Origin of the sequence: Pseudomonas sp. BF-R-30 (assembly GCF_019956175.1) — a bacterium.
Classification (GTDB): domain Bacteria; phylum Pseudomonadota; class Gammaproteobacteria; order Pseudomonadales; family Pseudomonadaceae; genus Aquipseudomonas; species Aquipseudomonas jessenii.
Genome location: NZ_JAHBDE010000007.1, coordinates 89,050 through 103,775, shown reverse-complemented (window position 1 = coordinate 103,775; position 14,726 = coordinate 89,050). Strand labels below are relative to the sequence as shown.

The 14,726-nt window shown below is 59.4% G+C and carries 12 protein-coding genes and 1 pseudogene; 8 read left to right on the top strand and 5 right to left on the bottom strand.

Annotation, left to right across the window (positions count from 1 at the left end; all coding sequences use genetic code 11):
* Positions 1-135 precede the first annotated feature (135 nt).
* From KGB20_RS05450 to KGB20_RS05440, 3 genes and pseudogenes are all read right to left on the bottom strand, one after another.
* On the bottom strand, positions 136-2,547 hold the full coding sequence (locus KGB20_RS05450; RefSeq protein ID WP_150813646.1) for a glucose/quinate/shikimate family membrane-bound PQQ-dependent dehydrogenase: 2,412 nt from the start codon (positions 2,545-2,547) through the stop codon (positions 136-138).
* A gap of 97 nt (positions 2,548-2,644) precedes the next feature.
* Positions 2,645-2,722, bottom strand: a pseudogene (locus tag KGB20_RS05445) (outer membrane lipoprotein carrier protein LolA); the annotation flags it as partial.
* Positions 2,723-2,762: 40 nt separating this feature from the next.
* A complete protein-coding gene (locus KGB20_RS05440; RefSeq protein WP_154861715.1) occupies positions 2,763-4,145 on the bottom strand; it encodes a carbohydrate porin in 1,383 nt (460 codons plus the stop codon).
* Between the two features lie 357 nt (positions 4,146-4,502).
* Here KGB20_RS05440 and KGB20_RS05435 point away from each other — a divergent pair, with 357 nt between their 5' ends.
* Positions 4,503-4,733 carry a VF530 family DNA-binding protein gene (locus KGB20_RS05435; protein WP_150813649.1) on the top strand — a complete coding sequence of 77 codons (231 nt, stop codon included), beginning with the start codon at positions 4,503-4,505 and terminating at the stop codon, positions 4,731-4,733.
* Positions 4,734-4,735: 2 nt separating this feature from the next.
* Positions 4,736-5,380: a Pr6Pr family membrane protein gene (locus KGB20_RS05430; protein WP_150813650.1), complete on the top strand. Its 645-nt coding sequence runs from the start codon at positions 4,736-4,738 to the stop codon at positions 5,378-5,380.
* A 171-nt stretch (positions 5,381-5,551) separates the two neighbouring features.
* On the opposite strand, the gene KGB20_RS05425 is transcribed toward KGB20_RS05430, so the two are convergent.
* Positions 5,552-6,337 (bottom strand): siderophore-interacting protein, encoded by a 786-nt coding sequence (locus tag KGB20_RS05425; protein ID WP_154947056.1) that lies wholly within the window; start codon positions 6,335-6,337, stop codon positions 5,552-5,554.
* Positions 6,334-6,909: a PadR family transcriptional regulator gene (locus KGB20_RS05420; RefSeq protein WP_154947057.1), complete on the bottom strand. Its 576-nt coding sequence runs from the start codon at positions 6,907-6,909 to the stop codon at positions 6,334-6,336. Before KGB20_RS05420 ends, KGB20_RS05425 begins: the two co-directional genes overlap by 4 nt.
* Before the next feature lie 501 nt (positions 6,910-7,410).
* On the opposite strand from KGB20_RS05420, the gene KGB20_RS05415 reads away from it, so the two are divergent.
* The 6 genes from KGB20_RS05415 (at position 7,411) to KGB20_RS05390 (ending at position 14,637) form a co-directional block, all read left to right on the top strand.
* Positions 7,411-7,902 (top strand): CS1 type fimbrial major subunit, encoded by a 492-nt coding sequence (locus tag KGB20_RS05415; protein ID WP_150813653.1) that lies wholly within the window; start codon positions 7,411-7,413, stop codon positions 7,900-7,902.
* A gap of 107 nt (positions 7,903-8,009) precedes the next feature.
* Positions 8,010-10,532: a TcfC E-set like domain-containing protein gene (locus KGB20_RS05410; protein WP_223473806.1), complete on the top strand. Its 2,523-nt coding sequence runs from the start codon at positions 8,010-8,012 to the stop codon at positions 10,530-10,532.
* A 41-nt stretch (positions 10,533-10,573) separates the two neighbouring features.
* Positions 10,574-11,833, top strand: a complete 1,260-nt coding sequence (locus KGB20_RS05405; RefSeq protein WP_191629292.1) for a hypothetical protein — start codon at positions 10,574-10,576, stop codon at positions 11,831-11,833.
* Between the two features lie 59 nt (positions 11,834-11,892).
* Positions 11,893-12,636 carry a molecular chaperone gene (locus KGB20_RS05400; RefSeq protein ID WP_154947059.1) on the top strand — a complete coding sequence of 248 codons (744 nt, stop codon included), beginning with the start codon at positions 11,893-11,895 and terminating at the stop codon, positions 12,634-12,636.
* 54 nt (positions 12,637-12,690) lie between these two features.
* A complete protein-coding gene (locus KGB20_RS05395) occupies positions 12,691-13,179 on the top strand; it encodes a CS1 type fimbrial major subunit (protein ID WP_154861722.1) in 489 nt (162 codons plus the stop codon).
* A 207-nt stretch (positions 13,180-13,386) separates the two neighbouring features.
* Positions 13,387-14,637: a hypothetical protein gene (locus tag KGB20_RS05390; protein ID WP_154947060.1), complete on the top strand. Its 1,251-nt coding sequence runs from the start codon at positions 13,387-13,389 to the stop codon at positions 14,635-14,637.
* Positions 14,638-14,726: the final 89 nt, after the last annotated feature.

Sequence of the window (14,726 nt, the reverse complement as noted above, 5' to 3'; positions counted from 1 at the left end):
GGTGCCAGACAACATTTGCATTGCCTGACACACCGCTTTCGCGAGCAAGCCCGCTCCCACAGGGGGGGGGGCGATGTGGCACAAAAAAGGCGACGTCCTCACGGGCGTCGCCTTTGTTTTGACTGCCGCTAAAACTTACTCGGACAGTTTGTAAGCAATCACATAGTCACCCATTTTGGTGCCCAGTGAGCCGTGACCACCGACGACCAACAGCACGTACTGTTTGCCGTCCTTGCCGGTGTAGGTCATCGGCGTAGCCTGACCGCCAGCCGGCAGGCGCGATTTCCACAGCTCGTTGCCGGTGTTGACGTCATAGGCGCGCAGGTATTGATCCAGCGTGCCACTGAGGAAGCCGACGCCGCCGGCGGTGACCATCGAGCCGCCCATGCTTGGCACGCCGAGTGGCAGGCCGATAGGCAATGGCGAGCTGTCGCGGCTGGTGCCGTTCTTGCGTTTCCACACGACTTTGCTTGTGGTCAGGTCGATGCCGGCCACGTAGCCCCAGGCCGGCGCCTGGCACGGTACGCCTAACGGCGACATGAACGGGTGCATGATCACCGCGTAAGGTGCGCCCGTGTTCGGTTGCACACCCGCGGTTTCGCTCTCGCGCTTGCTGTCGGCCGCGACTTCGGCGCGAGGTACCATCTTCGAGACGAAGGCCATGTAGTTCGGGCTGGTGAAGAGCATCTGGCGAACCGGGTCGACCGAAACGCCGCCCCAGTTGAAGACGCCGACGTTACCCGGATAGATCAGGCTGCCCTGTTCCGACGGCGGGGTGTACTGGCCTTCGTAACGCAGTTCCTTGAACTGGATGCGGCACAGCATCTGATCGAACGGGCTGGCGCCCCACATGGCTTTTTCGGTCAGTTCCGGGGCCAGCAGGTTCAGGTCCGAACGGGCCTGGGTCGCAGCAGTGTGGTCGCCTTTCACCGCGCCTTGCGGCACAGGAATTTCGTGGATCGGGATGATCGGCGTGCCGTCACGACGGTCGAGGACGTACAGGCTGCCCTGTTTGGTCGGGGCGATCAGCGCAGGTTTCACGCCGTCTGCGGTTTTCATGTCCAGCAGGGTTGGCTGGCTGCCGACGTCCATGTCCCACAAATCGTGGTGAGTGAACTGGTAGTTCCAGCGCACCTTGCCGGTGGCCAGATCCAGCGCGACCAAGCCGGCGCTGAATTTCTCGGCGCCCGGGGTGCGGTCCGCGCCCCACTGGTCAGGGGTCTGGTTGCCCAGTGGCAGGTAGACCATGCCGAGTTTTTCGTCGACGCTGGCCAGCGACCACATGTTGGCCGAGTTGCGGCTGTAGTGTTCGCCCTCTGGTAGCGGTTCGGTCGCGTCGGGATTGTTGCTGTCCCAGTTCCACACCAGATGACCGTCGTGTACGTCAAAGGCACGGATCACGCCGGACGGCTCGTTGGTCGATTCGTTGTCGGTGACGTGGCCGCCCATGATCACCAGATCACGGGTGATCGCAGCTGGCGAGGTGGAGTAGTAGCCGCCGGCGGTGAACGGGCCGATGCCTTGAGTCAGGTCAACCACACCGTTGGTGCCGAAGTCTTCGCAGATCTTGCCGGTGTCGGCGTTGAGTGCGATCAGGCGTGCATCGGCGGTTGGCAGGTACAGGCGACGCGGGCAAGCCTGGGCAACGGCTTTGCCGGCCTCGGAGATGACGGCGGACGCAGCGCTTTCAGACTTGGCGTAAGCGGCTTCGTCGTAGTACGACACGCCACGGCAGGTCATGTGGGCGAAGCCCTTGAAGCCCACCGGGCTCTTGATCTGCGGGTCGAAACGCCACAGTTCCTTGCCGGTGTCCGGGTCCAGCGCCAGCACTTTGCTATGGGCGGTGCAGGCATAGAGCATGCCGTTGGCCTTGAGCGGGGTGTTTTCGTTGGTCAGTTCCACCGGGTCATCGGCGGTTGGCAGATCGCCGGTCTGGATACGCCAGGCTTCTTGCAGCTTGCCGACGTTGGCCGGGGTGATCTGCTTGAGCGGCGAGTAGCGGTCACCGAATTCGCTGCGGCCATAGGCCTGCCAGTCGCCTTCGGGCATCTGCGGCGCGGTGCTGGTCATGTCCGCGTTGTCGCGGCCCAGTTCGCCGAAGGTTTCGCCCGGATGGGTGAACTGGCTGGCCACGGCGGTGGCGCCGGCCAGGACCACGGCCACGCTCAAGGCGCCAGTACCCATAGGGGCAGGGCCGTTGATCAGCAATGGACGACGGAACCACGGCAGCAGCATCACCACACCGAGGGCGAACCACAGCGCCAGGCGCGGCACCAGTTGCCACCAGTCGAGGCCAACTTCCCACAGTGCCCAAACGGTGCTGGCGAACAGCACCAGCGCGTACAGGCCCAGCGCCGCGCGGCGGGCAGCGATCAGCAGGACGCCGCTCAGCGCGATGCCGATACCGGCCAGCAGGTAATACAGCGAGCCGCCAAGCATGCTCAGCTTGATCCCCCCGGCCAGCATGGCCAGGCCCATCAGCAGAAGCAATATGCCGAGCAGGGTCGGCAATAAACGGCTTCGGCTCAAGGCACCATCAGTGCTCATAGTGTGATTCTCCGTGACGTTTCAAGTAGTCCCGCGCAAGTTCACTGTAGATGACGATCTTGTGCGGGCAGGGTTCAGATAAAACGGGTTAGTCCCTTGTAGGAGCGAGCCTGCTCGCGAAGAACCTGAGAGCGCCGTGTGGTGTCAGGCTCGCAGCGTTATCGTTGACGACCATCGCGAGCAGGCTCGCTCCTACAAAGGTTTTGTGTGGTTGGTTAGAACGAGGACTGGACCTTGATCCCGCCGATCAGCGCGTCATCGACCTCGTCCACGCCACCGGGATGGCGGATGTATTGCAGGTTCGGGCGCACGGTCAGCCAGTTGGTCACGTGCACGCCGTAATAGAGTTCAGCGCTGTATTCGGTGTCCTGGGGCGGCAGGTAGGACGGATTGTCGTAGTCGAAAACGACATTGGCCTGGTTGGTCGCCTCGGCATTCTTGCGATAGGCCGGGTTGACGTGGACGCGGGCCATGGCAAAGCCGATGTCGTCCCTGGCGCGCGCATCGAGCAGGCCTTTGTAGACGAGGCCGGCCTGGACGTAGTTGTCGATGGCGTTGGTTTTCTTGTCGTGCATCGTGCCGTTGGCGAACAGGCTCAGGCCGCGGGAGTGGTCGCTGGCGAGGCTGGTGACTTGTTGCTGAAGGCCCAGCCACACGCCGTGTTTGCTCGACGCGCTGCGATAGGCTTCGCCACTCAGGGCGGCAGGCTGGCCATTGCTGTCCTTGTAGACGTCGGTAGCGTTGGCGCTGCTGTAGTAGTAACCGGTGCGGTATTCACCCGGCAGGCCGTTGAGTTTCGGCGTCCACACCAGCTCCACCGGCAGGACTGCGCCCTGGGTGCCGCTGCCGCTGAGCTTGAAACCGTTGTCGCGGTCAAGGTTCGACGGGTTCTGCTCATACGCGCCGATCTGCGCGTACAACTCTGGCGTCAGGTGATATTTGACCCGCAGCGCCCACTGGCTGACCGGCCAGTTGTACCAGATGTCGCCCGCCCAGTTGCCGACCTGGGAGCCGCAGAACGCCAGGTTCTGGAAGTCGCAGGGGAAGCTGTTGAAGTCTTCGCCCTCACCGAAACGGCCGACCTTGATGTCGAGGCTCTGATCGAAGAACTTCTGCTGATACCACATCTGCGTCAGGCGCCAGGTCTGGCCGCGGCCCCAGACTTCCTGGGCCGAGGTGAAGCCACCGACACGCGGGTCGTTGATGCGGTCATTGCTGATGTTGTTGCCGCTGCGTTCGGTGATGGTCAGCTGAAATTCAGCATCGTCCCAGCCGAGGATCTTCTGCAAGTCCAGGTGGGTGCCCAGGCCGAACTGGTCGCTGTAGCGCGCGGTGCGGTCGTGGTCGTAGCCGCCGTGAAGGTTGCTGCCCATTTCGCCGGTGTAATCCAGTTTGAAGTCATAGCCTTTTTCCGCCAGCTCCGTACGTGTGCCGTTCCAGTCGCCGAGCATCCACGGTGAGTCGCTATCGAATGCCGGAGCAGCCTGGACACACGTGGCGAGGCCGAACGCGGTGAACCCGCCGATCAGTTTGAGGGCGTTGTGGCAAGAGACAGTCTTAAAGACAGCGCTGTCTTTCGAAAATCGCAAATCAGGCATAGGGAAGAAATTCTTGATCTTTTTCTGGGGGATGAGCGGAAGAAGTGACTGGCAGAAGCGTTTCAGCTAAAGCGTGCGCAAGGATAATGTTCTGTTACAGATAGAGAAAGGGCTTTTGCTGACATGCATCCTTTCAATTTTGGTAACAGTGTTCTCCTGTAGGAACGAGCTCGCTCGCGATGGTCGTGAACGATAACGCGTCAAACCAGATACCCAGCGGCGTCGTTGCGTTTTTCGCGAGCAAGCTCGCTCCTACAGGATCCCAAGATCACCTACATTTGATAGATCGCTTCCACCTGAAGAAGCCCTCGGCTAAGGTGCGCGGCTTTACCATTCCAATATCGCTGAAGGCCCGGCATGACCGAACACAACACTGATGCGCTGCATGGCGTAACGCTGGAACAGATCCTCAACGCGCTGGTTGAACACTACGAGTGGTCGGGGCTGGCCGAGCGCATCGATATCCGCTGCTTCAAGAGCGACCCGAGCATCAAGTCGAGCCTGACATTCCTGCGCAAAACCCCGTGGGCGCGGGAGAAGGTCGAGCGCCTGTATGTGAAGTTGATGCGCACCAAACGACCGCTTTGAACATGGTCAACCCTTCTGCGTTACACCGTCGTTTTGTGGTCGTGGCTGCCATGCTCGGCTGGGCGGGGTTGAGCATCCAGATGTACCTGATTTTCCATTCGCGCTGGACGCTGGGCGCCAGCCTGATCGGCGGGCTGGTGAGTTTTTTCAGCTATTTCACCGTGCTGAGCAACACCCTGGTGGCGACCGTGCTGACCTGTGCAGTGACATCCCGCGAGTCGGCGGCGCGTCGCTGGTTCTTGCAGCCGTGGGTCAGTAGTGGCATTGCCGTGAGCATCGCCGTGGTGAGCCTCGCTTACAACCTGCTGCTGCGCCACTTGTGGCATCCAGAAGGCTGGCAATGGCTGGCCGACGAACTGTTGCACGACGTCATGCCGCTGCTGTTTCTGGTGTATTGGTGGAGTTGCGTGCCCAAGGGCAGGCTGCGGGTGGGACACATCGGGTTGTGGGTGATCTATCCGCTGGTCTACTTCGCCTATTCGCTGCTGCGCGGGCATTTGCTGGCGGTTTATCCCTACCCGTTCATTGATGTCGAGAAATTGGGTTATCCACAGGTGTTCATTAATGCCGGGGGATTGTTGGTGGGGTTTGTGGTGATTGCCTTGCTGGTGATTGGGCTGGATCGGTGGCGTGCCGCCCGGAAGTGAACGCTGATTGTGGCGAGGGGGCTTGCCCCCGTTGCGCTGCGAAGCAGTGCTAAAAGCTGCAATGAGTATTTATCTGAAACACCGCATCAGCAGATTTTACGACTGCTTCGCAGCCGAACGGGGGCAAGCCCCCTCGCCACAAAGTCTTCAACCAGCGATTGAGCGAGCAGATCACTCCTCGACACTGTCCCCCAGTTTCCAGTAACCCACCGCCTTGACGAACTGCTCGTCCAGCCCGTGCTCATCCAGCAGCACCCGACGAATCTGCCGCGACACTTTGCTCTCGGTCGCCACCCATGTGTACAGGCTGCCGGTTGGCACCTGGATCTGGCGCACGGTGCTCAACAAATGATCTTTGCCGCCTTCGCGCAGTACCCAGATCACATTGACCTCGGCAGCGCTCTCCAGCACTTGCTGCTCCTTGCCGTTTTCCACTTCGACAATCACCAACGCGCGGCGATTGGCTGCCAAGCCTTCGAGGCGTCGGGCAATGGCGGGCAGGGCGGTTTCGTCGCCGATCAGCAGATAGCTGTCGAACATGTCAGGCACGATCATCGAACCCCGTGGCCCGCCGATGTGCAGGAACTGGCCCGGTTGGGCCTGCGCCGCCCAGGTCGAGGCAGGGCCGTCGCCGTGCAGTACGAAGTCGATGTCCAGTTCCAGGGCGTCCAGATCGTAGCGACGCGGGGTGTAGTCGCGCATCTCAGGCAGCGGACCATTGTCCTTGCCGGCGCCCAGCACCAAGGTTTCCAGTGCCGCGGCCTGTTCGGCATTTTGCGGGAACAACAGTTTGACGTGGTCGTCCGTGCCGAGGCTGACAAAACCTGCCAATTCAGGGCCACCCAAGGTAATCCGGCGCATGCGTGGAGTCAGGTCGACCACGCGCAACACTTCCAGGCGACGGCGTTTGATTTCGTGCATGACACGGTGAATGGTTGAGGCGATGACTTCAGTCATTCGGCGTTCTCCTGAACGGGTTGAACGGCGGGGCCGTCGACGATGGCTTTAGCGGTGTCGTTGAGCAGGACAGCAACGCGCTGGATTTCTTCCTTGCTCCAGCGGCCGTGGTGCAGTTGCAGCGCGTGGCGCAGGTTATGCACGGCTTCGTGAATTTCGGGCGGGCGATCATGGCCGCGCAGCGAGCGTTTGCTGACATCGATGCGCACCCGCACACCTTCAAGGGCGATGGCTTGCTCTTTCAAGGACAGACGTCCGGCGTCGGTCACGCTGTAGCGTTTTTTTCCGCCTTCGGCGTCTCCCAGGATCATTTCGCTCTCTTCCAGAAACGTCAGGGTCGGGTAGATCACACCCGGGCTGGGGCTGTAGGTGCCGTCGAACATGCCTTCGATCTGGCGGATCAGGTCGTAGCCGTGGCAAGGCTGTTCGGCGATCAGCGCCAGCAACAGCAATTTCAAGTCACCGGGGGCAAAGACTCGGGGGCCGCGACCACCGCGCTCACGTCCGGGGCGTTTCTCGAAGCCGTCGCGGCCGTCGCCGTGTTCGCGGTGGGGGGAATGATGGTCTCTCATTTCTGCTTTCTCTCGTCGTATTTAGATACAACTTAAGATATATCTTAACGAGAAAGCAACCCCCCCTGACCGGTGGCCGTCCCGAGCGTCGAGCCGATGACCCCGCCAAAACCGTAAAAATAGTGGTAATCAGTGCGGGTGAAAAACCTGAAATTAGTGTTAACTCTCTAATGTTGGGTTTTGGCCTATTAAATGCGGGGCTTGTGGTATTGGTCTTACAGAAGTAACTTTTTTAGTTTCTGCTTATCATTGCCGTTAGTGTGCGGCTTGTAGTATTTATCTTACAGTCAGACATTGGTTTTTAAGTTATTTCAGGTTTTTTCTTTCCAGGGTGATAGCGCTTTGGCTACGCACTTGCAGGAACGTTCCTGCTTACTTTCCAGATAAATTGATCGATCATCTTTCGGCGTTGAAAGTTCAGCTGAGCAAATAGCTGCTCGTGACGGTTTTGCTCAACTTGAACTTTCTGCGCTTATCCTTTTAAAAGACAGGTACTGAAAGATGTTCAAGAAAATCGCGTTCGCTGCTCCTCTGGCTGTTCTGGCTCTGAGTTCTTCCGCCGTATTTGCCGCGGGTGAAGCCCGTCACTCCATTAACCTTGTCGCGCATGTACCGACCAACGGTTTCTACGTGGTACCGGTCGATCCGGATCTGGTCAACAAGGATCAGAGAATGGACTACCAGCCAAGCAAGGGCACCATGGATGAGGTCAACGGTTTCTTCGACGTACGCAACAACAACGGTTCGGTTCACGCCAGCCTTGAAAGTGTGCCGAAGCTGATCTCCGGTGCAACCGAGATCGGCCTGCAAGTAGCGCTCAACAACGTAGTTCTCACCACTACGCCACAGATGGTGGTTGGCGAAACGGAATCCAACGTCAACTACCGTGCACCACTCAACATCAAGGCAGTGGGCACCACTTTTGCGCCAGGTGATTACACAGGCGCGGTGACCATGATGTTTGACGCTGTTCCTCCTGTAACGACTCCTTGAAATTGATCAAGAGTTATAAGCGCTTACTTACTTAAGTAACGTGACCGGCCGGCACTGCGCAAAGTTGTCGGCCGGGATTCAAATTTTCGTAAATAGAGTACTCGTTCATGTTCCCGATGACGCCCATCGCGGCAGCGCTTGCGTTGCTGTTATGTAGCAGCGCATTTGCGGCCTCCACTGCTGTTGATAATACGCCGCGAAGTTTGCTGGCCCAGGCCAAAGGCTTGCCGGCAGAGTTTGAGGAGCATTTCTTCGACGTTCCGTTGGCGGTTCGGGTCGAACTCGATCAGCTTCCGCTTGGCGAGGCGATGATTGTGTTGTCTCGTGATGACCGGGTGACGTTGCTCGATTTCACCGACACCAGTGAGAGCCGCTTCGGCGCCAGCGAGCGCCAGACCTGGGCAGACATCCTCAAGCCCGGCGTGGCCCTGGGTGCGTGTACGGGGAAGTGCCCGGAACAAATGCTGGCGGTTCACTACAGCCTGGAAAACTCGTTGCTGTCGATCGTCACTGAAAATGCCGAGCGCGACAGCGAAGCCAAGCGTTTTTACGTGCAACCGGAAGGCGGCAGCAGCGGCCTGATGGTGCGTAACCAACTCAATCTCAACGGTGGCCAGGATCAAGACCTTGGCGGCCGTTTCGGTCTGGAAGCCAGCGGCAGCCTGGGCAACTGGAGCCAGACCTTCAACATGCAACTGGCGCGTCTGGGTGGACCGGACGACAAGACCTATCACGCCGTGCATGAGCTCTTCACCCAGCGCGAACTGGAGGGCAGTTTTTTCCGGCTGGGGTACTTCACCCCGAACTCCGAAGGCCTGACACGTCAGCCACGCTCATTCGGCAGCAGCCCGGATACCGCCGTGGGTGTGATGTATGGCAGCTCAGACAGTCTGGCGATCGACAGCCCGAAACCCAGCGTGTACCCGGTTTACGTCACGGCCAACCGTCAGGGTTCCGTGGAAATCTATCGCGATGGCCTGCTGATCAACACGCAGTCAGTGCCAGCCGGGTTGCAGACCCTCGACACCCGTCCATTGCCGGGCGGTATTTACGAGGTGGAAGTGCGGTTGATCGAAGACGGTCAAATCACCTCGACCACCCAGGAGCTGATCTACAAGCCGAGCAACTGGCGCAACCACGATGAGCGCTGGCGCTACAACCTGTTTGCCGGGCAGGAAAGCAAACTGCTGAGCAACTGGGATCAACAGAGCAGTGGCGATGCCACGGCGGGCGCCTCGATCAACTATCTGCTGCACCCGCGGGTGATTCTCGGACTGTCGGCACGCCAGGTGCGCGAAAAACTCCAGTACGGCAGCTCCATCGACTGGACCCTGGGCAACAGCACCAGCGTCTACGCCAATCTTTACCAGACCGAAGACCACGGCACCGGCGCCGATCTGCAAGGCCTGTACAACTACGGCTCTGGCAGTCTGGTGATCAGCCACAACCGTAGCTGGCTCGACACCACCAACACTTATGACACCCTGCCCGACGGCACCCGCGTACGACAACGCAACGTGTTCACCGGCCAGACCAGCAACTCGTCGCTGGCGTTGAACCACCGCATCAGTCGCAAGAGTTCGCTCAACGCGCGGGTGTCCCACAGTGAGGGCAATGTCGAGGGCGTCGGCGTCGACCTCGGCTGGACCCAACGGACCCAGCTGTTTGGCAGCGATGCCAATTGGCGCCTGTCGTTGTTCGACCGTCCGGGCAGCTACAGCAGCGGCGATGCGCGCAATCGCGGGGTCGACCTGAGCATCAACATGGCGCTCGGCGGTCCGGGCCAGCAGATTTCCGGCAGCATCGGCAGCCGCACCGCCCGTGAGGGCGGTCGCGACAACAACGCCTCGCTCGGTTACCGCAAGGACCTGCAAGACCACGTGTTGCAGAGCGTCTCGGTGACGGCGCTGACCGACACTTATGGCGTCGGTTTGTCGAGCCTGGCGAACTTTCGCACCGACGCCATCAATGGCGACGGTTTCATTCAACGCTCTTCGTTCAACGACAACTTCACCGGTGGCGTGAACCTCGACAGCACGCTGGTGGTCGGCGCGCAGCGCATGGCGTTGACCAGCCAGCATCAAGGGCGCGGCGCCGGGATGATTGTCGACGTCGAGTCCGACATCGACGATATCGCCTTGCGCGCAGACGACCTCAGTGGTGGCAGCGCAGCCCTGCGGCCGGGGCGCAATTTCATTCCGCTCACGGCCTACAAAAACAGTTCGGTGAGCTTCGACTTCGAAGGCAATCACGTGCCGGCGGCCAGCATCGAACCTTCGCGTACCCGCTACCACCTGAACAAGGGGGGCGTGGAGTACCGCAAGGTGCGGGTGATGAAAACCCTGACCGTGCTCGGACGTCTGCTCGATCCGCAGGGGCGGCCGCTCAAGGGCCACCACGTGATCAACCACGCCAGCCGTGGGGTCAGCGAGGTGGATGGCTTCTTCTCGATGGAAATGAACGCCGGCTCGCCGACCCTGGAAGTGCGTTATGCCGACCAGTTGTTGTGCCAGTTCCGCCTCGATACCGACAAACACCGCAGTGAAAACAACGTGCTGATGATCGGTGATTTGCGCTGTTCGCCGGACACCCTGGCGGACGCCACCCACAACGCCGAAACGGCTGGCTGAGCGGCCCGTAGTTGAATCTGGTTATCGGAGGTCAGGTCTACATGAACGTCTCGCGTTCTTTCATTTCACGCAACGACCATTGGTGGCTGGGGGCCTTGCTTGCGTGTGCAGTCGCCAGCCAGGTCGAGGCCCATGAGGCAACGATCACGGCGTTGTTCAAGCCGGACTCATCGCATCCGCACCTCAACAAGTTCATGAATACCACGCCGCCCAGCGGCTACTGCCAAAGTCATGCGCAGCAGTGCGAAGGCGACGATTTATTCAGTTTGCAGGTGCCGATTCAACTCAATTCACGGGCGCCGATCATGGCCAATCATGCCTCCCAACGACAAGGGGCGATGTTGAGGGCACCGGCGCAATGGCGTGACCTTACGGTAATACACGAAGCCACCGGCGACCCTCAAAGGGTGCGGATACGCATCGCCGGCATTGGCACTCGTGTCGTGACCGATGACGTGAAGGAGCTCGTGGGGGGCGCCGAAAACTATCAGATTGCCCACAATCGCTTGTGGGGCTCGAGTTGGGTGTACGCGCCACCGCCGTGTGAGTACACAGGCAGTGGTTTTTACAACACCAATTTCTATGAGTTTTTCTGGAAAACTCCCTGGGCGGGCGCTTGTGCAAAACAGGCGAAGTACAACGTCCCGTGGTTGCGTTTCGATTACCTGGATTTCGCCTACGAGCTGGAGACCCCTGATCCGTTGAAGATGTCAGCAGGGCACTACACCGGCTCGCTGAGTTACAGCGTCGGCCCCATGGGCGATTTCGATTTCGGCGACCTGATGATTCCGAACGACTCGGTGTTGACCCTGAACTTCAACCTCGACGTTCAGCACACCCTCAAGGTCGACATCCCGCCTGGTGGCGAGAAAGTCCAGTTGACGCCGGCCGGTGGCTGGCAGAGCTGGCTGCAGGCGGGGCGCAAGCCTGTGCGGCTGTTCCGCGACCAGACCTTCAATATCTCGGCCTCCTCGCGTTTCAAGATGTACATGGAGTGTGAGTGGAGCACTGCCTACGACTGCATGCTCGATGACCGTGTCTCCAAGCGTGGGGTAGAGCTGCAGGTCTTTGTCACCCTGCCCAATGGCCTGATCGACATGAGCGGGCAGCCCGTCAAGCGGATGCGAATGCGATCGGGTGCCGCCAATGCGTTGTATTTCCAGCCGGGCTTCTACGTCGACAGGGCGCCGGGTGTCCTGCACTTCGAGGTACCGCAGAGACAGATGGAATTCATGCTGTCGCCCGGTGCGGGCCCTTTCTACAAGGGCAAAGTCACCGTGATCTGGGATTCGGAAATCTGATGGGCCGCCAATCGATGGACCGCGCCTGTGTTGTGTTCAATGTCATGAGGTTCAAGGGTATGAAACGTCTGTGGTTGCTGTTGGGTTTGAGCGGTTTTTCTCTGGCGGTTCAGGCCGGTCCGCAGATCAACGTCGGAACGGTGTATGACTATCTGGACGGCGACAAGAGCACCTACCTCAAACGCGTGTTCAACAGCGGCGACAGCACCGCGTTCGTCAAGGTCAACATCCTGGAAATCATCTACGACGCCGATGGCACACACCGCGAGATACCGGTCGCAACGCAAGCGGATGGCAGCGGTCGGGATGGCTTGATGGCCAGCCCCGCACGGCTGATCGTGCCGGCCAATGGCATGCAGGGCACGCGTTTGCTGCACTTGGGCGCCCGTGACACCGAACGTTATTTCCGCGTGCGCTTCGTGCCGGTGGTACCGGAAAAGGAAGACGACTTTGCGGTGTCCAGTGAAGAGCGCGAAACCTACAAGGAGAACCTGTCGGCGGGGGTCAACGTGATGACCGGGTTTGGCACAGTGTTTTTTGTCCGTCCCAGGAACAGCCGTTTCGACAGTGTGATCGATGACAGCGCCGGTGTTTACCGACTGCGCAACAACGGCAACACCGTGGTGGTGATCGATGAGTTTCGCAATTGCTCGCTGAAGAATGAAACCGAGTGCGAGCCGACCACCAAGCATCACGTGCTGGCGGGCAAGTCGTTCGAGTTCGAGAAGAAACCCGGTCGGGAATACCGCTTCAACCTGATCGAAGGCGCCGACAAAAAAGCGTTGCGCGTTGCCAGCCAGTAACACCGCCAAAGGCGGGTCGACTCGCCGCTTTCTTTTACGCAACAGGTAACTGACATGATCAAGCAATCGGCCTTCGCCCTCTGTGTGGGCGTGATGGCGTGTGCCCAGGCTTTCGCGGCACGGGAAGAGCGCACGTTCGAAGTGTGGGCGGATATTCCGACCCTGGGCTTTTACGTGCTACCGGCCGAGACGAACTGGATTCATCTGGAACAGACCCTGCCGTGGAATCGCAACACGTCGAAGCTCGAAGGGTTGCGCAAGAATTTCGACGTCAAGCACGACACCAGTGCGATCGAAGCGCGGCTGGACGCCGAGCCCTATCTGTTCAACGGGCGGGAGGACCAGAACATCTACTTGCGGGTCACCTTCAATGGCCAGGAGCTGAGCCACGATGCGACCCCGCGCGAAGTGGTGTCGGCGGCGCAGGCCATGGCAGGCGGGCGCTTTGCTTTGGAAATCCAGCCGAAAGAGCCGGCCGGTGGTTATAAACCGGGCACTTATTACGGCACGGTTCAGTTGATTTTCAGTGCCGCGGCACCCTGATCTGTTTTTGGCAGGGATCAAAAATGTGGGAGCGAGCCTGCTCGCGATGGCGGAGTGTCAGGCGCCATGGATGCTGAAGGTGCCGGCCTCATCGCGAGCAAGCTCGCTCCCACAGTGATTCTCGGTGCTAACGGGTGTTGCAGCGTTTGAATGTCGAGTGGATATCGCCTCCCAGGGAACAGGGCGGCTTTTCGGAGATGGGTACAGATGAGTGTTACAGGTGTTTTGTTTTCAACGAGGCTTTTATGGTTATGGAGTCTTTTAATTGTGTGGTGGCTGATGCCCCAGGCGTTGGCGCAAGACGTTTCAATCACTGCCTTGTTCAAGCCCGACTCGGCCTATCCGCACATCAATCAATTCAAGAACACCACGCCGCCCAGTGGCTACTGTCAGCTGTATCCGGGGCAATGTGAAGAACACAAGACGTTCAGCCTGCAAGTCCCGATTCGATTCGAGTCCACCCAAGCGATCCCGGCCAACCATGCATCACCGCGCCAGGGCGCAACAATCACGGTGCCAGCACAATGGCGTGAGCTGTCAGTACGTCATGAATCCGGAGCGGTGGAGCAGGTAAGAATGCGGATTACCGGGGTGGGCTCCAAGTATGTCACCGAGGATGTTCGGACGTTGACAGGGGACACCAACGCTGACTCCCGGAATGCTCACTACCGGTTGTGGGGGACGAGTTGGGTGAACGCTCCGTCGCCGTGCCTTGACAGTGGCGTGGGTTACTACTACCCCACCTCCTATGGTTTTTTCTGGAAAACACCGGTCCATGCCGCGTGTAATAAACAGGCCAGGTTCGATGTTCCATGGTTGCGCTACGAGCATCTGGATTTTTCCTATGAACTGGTCACGCCCAATCCGTTGGGCATGCTGGCAGGCAACTACACTGGTTCGCTGACCTATACGGTCGGTCCCAACGGCGACTTCGATTTCGGCGATGTCATGCTGCCGAGCAGTTCGGTGTTGACCATGAACTTCAACCTCGACGTTCAGCACACCCTCAAGGTCGACATCCCGCCCGGTGGCGAGAAAGTCCAGTTGGTACCAGCCGGTGGCTGGCAGGGCTGGTTGCAGGCGGGGCGTAAACCGGTGCGGTTGTTCCGCGACCAGACCTTCAATATCTCGGCCAGTTCTCGTTTTAAAATGTTTTTGCAGTGCTCAATCAGCGATGGACGGGTCTGCTTTATGGCTGATCGGGATTCGATGCTCAGCGCTCCATTGAAAGTCAGTGTGAGCTTGCCTGGTGGCTTGACCGATAGCGCCGGAAGACCGGTCCAGCGTCAGGAACTGGTGACTGAAAGCGGGGCCGTGACTTTTCAGCCCGGCCACTATGTGGATCGTAAGCCGGGCACGTTGCACTTCGAACTTGAGAAGCCCGATCACTTTTTTTTGCCTGGGGCGCCAAAACAGTATTTCGGCGGCGTCACCGTGATCTGGGATTCCGAAGTCTGATGCCCGGGACTGCCGCCATCGCTGGCAGGCCAGCCCCCACAATGGATGGGTGTCGTACACAGATCTTGTGGCGACCACCGATCCCCTGT

Bases quoted from the DNA above. Each gene is read 5' to 3' on its own strand.
- KGB20_RS05410 (WP_223473806.1), top strand. From the start codon at position 8,010: ATGTTCCCGATGACGCCCATCGCGGCAGCGCTTGCGTTGCTGTTATGT.
- KGB20_RS05450 (WP_150813646.1), bottom strand. From the start codon at position 2,547: ATGAGCACTGATGGTGCCTTGAGCCGAAGCCGTTTATTGCCGACCCTG.
- KGB20_RS05420 (WP_154947057.1), bottom strand. From the start codon at position 6,909: ATGAGAGACCATCATTCCCCCCACCGCGAACACGGCGACGGCCGCGAC.
- KGB20_RS05415 (WP_150813653.1), top strand. From the start codon at position 7,411: ATGTTCAAGAAAATCGCGTTCGCTGCTCCTCTGGCTGTTCTGGCTCTG.
- KGB20_RS05435 (WP_150813649.1), top strand. From the start codon at position 4,503: ATGACCGAACACAACACTGATGCGCTGCATGGCGTAACGCTGGAACAG.
- KGB20_RS05405 (WP_191629292.1), top strand. From the start codon at position 10,574: ATGAACGTCTCGCGTTCTTTCATTTCACGCAACGACCATTGGTGGCTG.
- KGB20_RS05395 (WP_154861722.1), top strand. From the start codon at position 12,691: ATGATCAAGCAATCGGCCTTCGCCCTCTGTGTGGGCGTGATGGCGTGT.
- KGB20_RS05425 (WP_154947056.1), bottom strand. From the start codon at position 6,337: ATGACTGAAGTCATCGCCTCAACCATTCACCGTGTCATGCACGAAATC.
- KGB20_RS05390 (WP_154947060.1), top strand. From the start codon at position 13,387: ATGAGTGTTACAGGTGTTTTGTTTTCAACGAGGCTTTTATGGTTATGG.
- KGB20_RS05440 (WP_154861715.1), bottom strand. From the start codon at position 4,145: ATGCCTGATTTGCGATTTTCGAAAGACAGCGCTGTCTTTAAGACTGTC.
- KGB20_RS05430 (WP_150813650.1), top strand. From the start codon at position 4,736: ATGGTCAACCCTTCTGCGTTACACCGTCGTTTTGTGGTCGTGGCTGCC.
- KGB20_RS05400 (WP_154947059.1), top strand. From the start codon at position 11,893: ATGAAACGTCTGTGGTTGCTGTTGGGTTTGAGCGGTTTTTCTCTGGCG.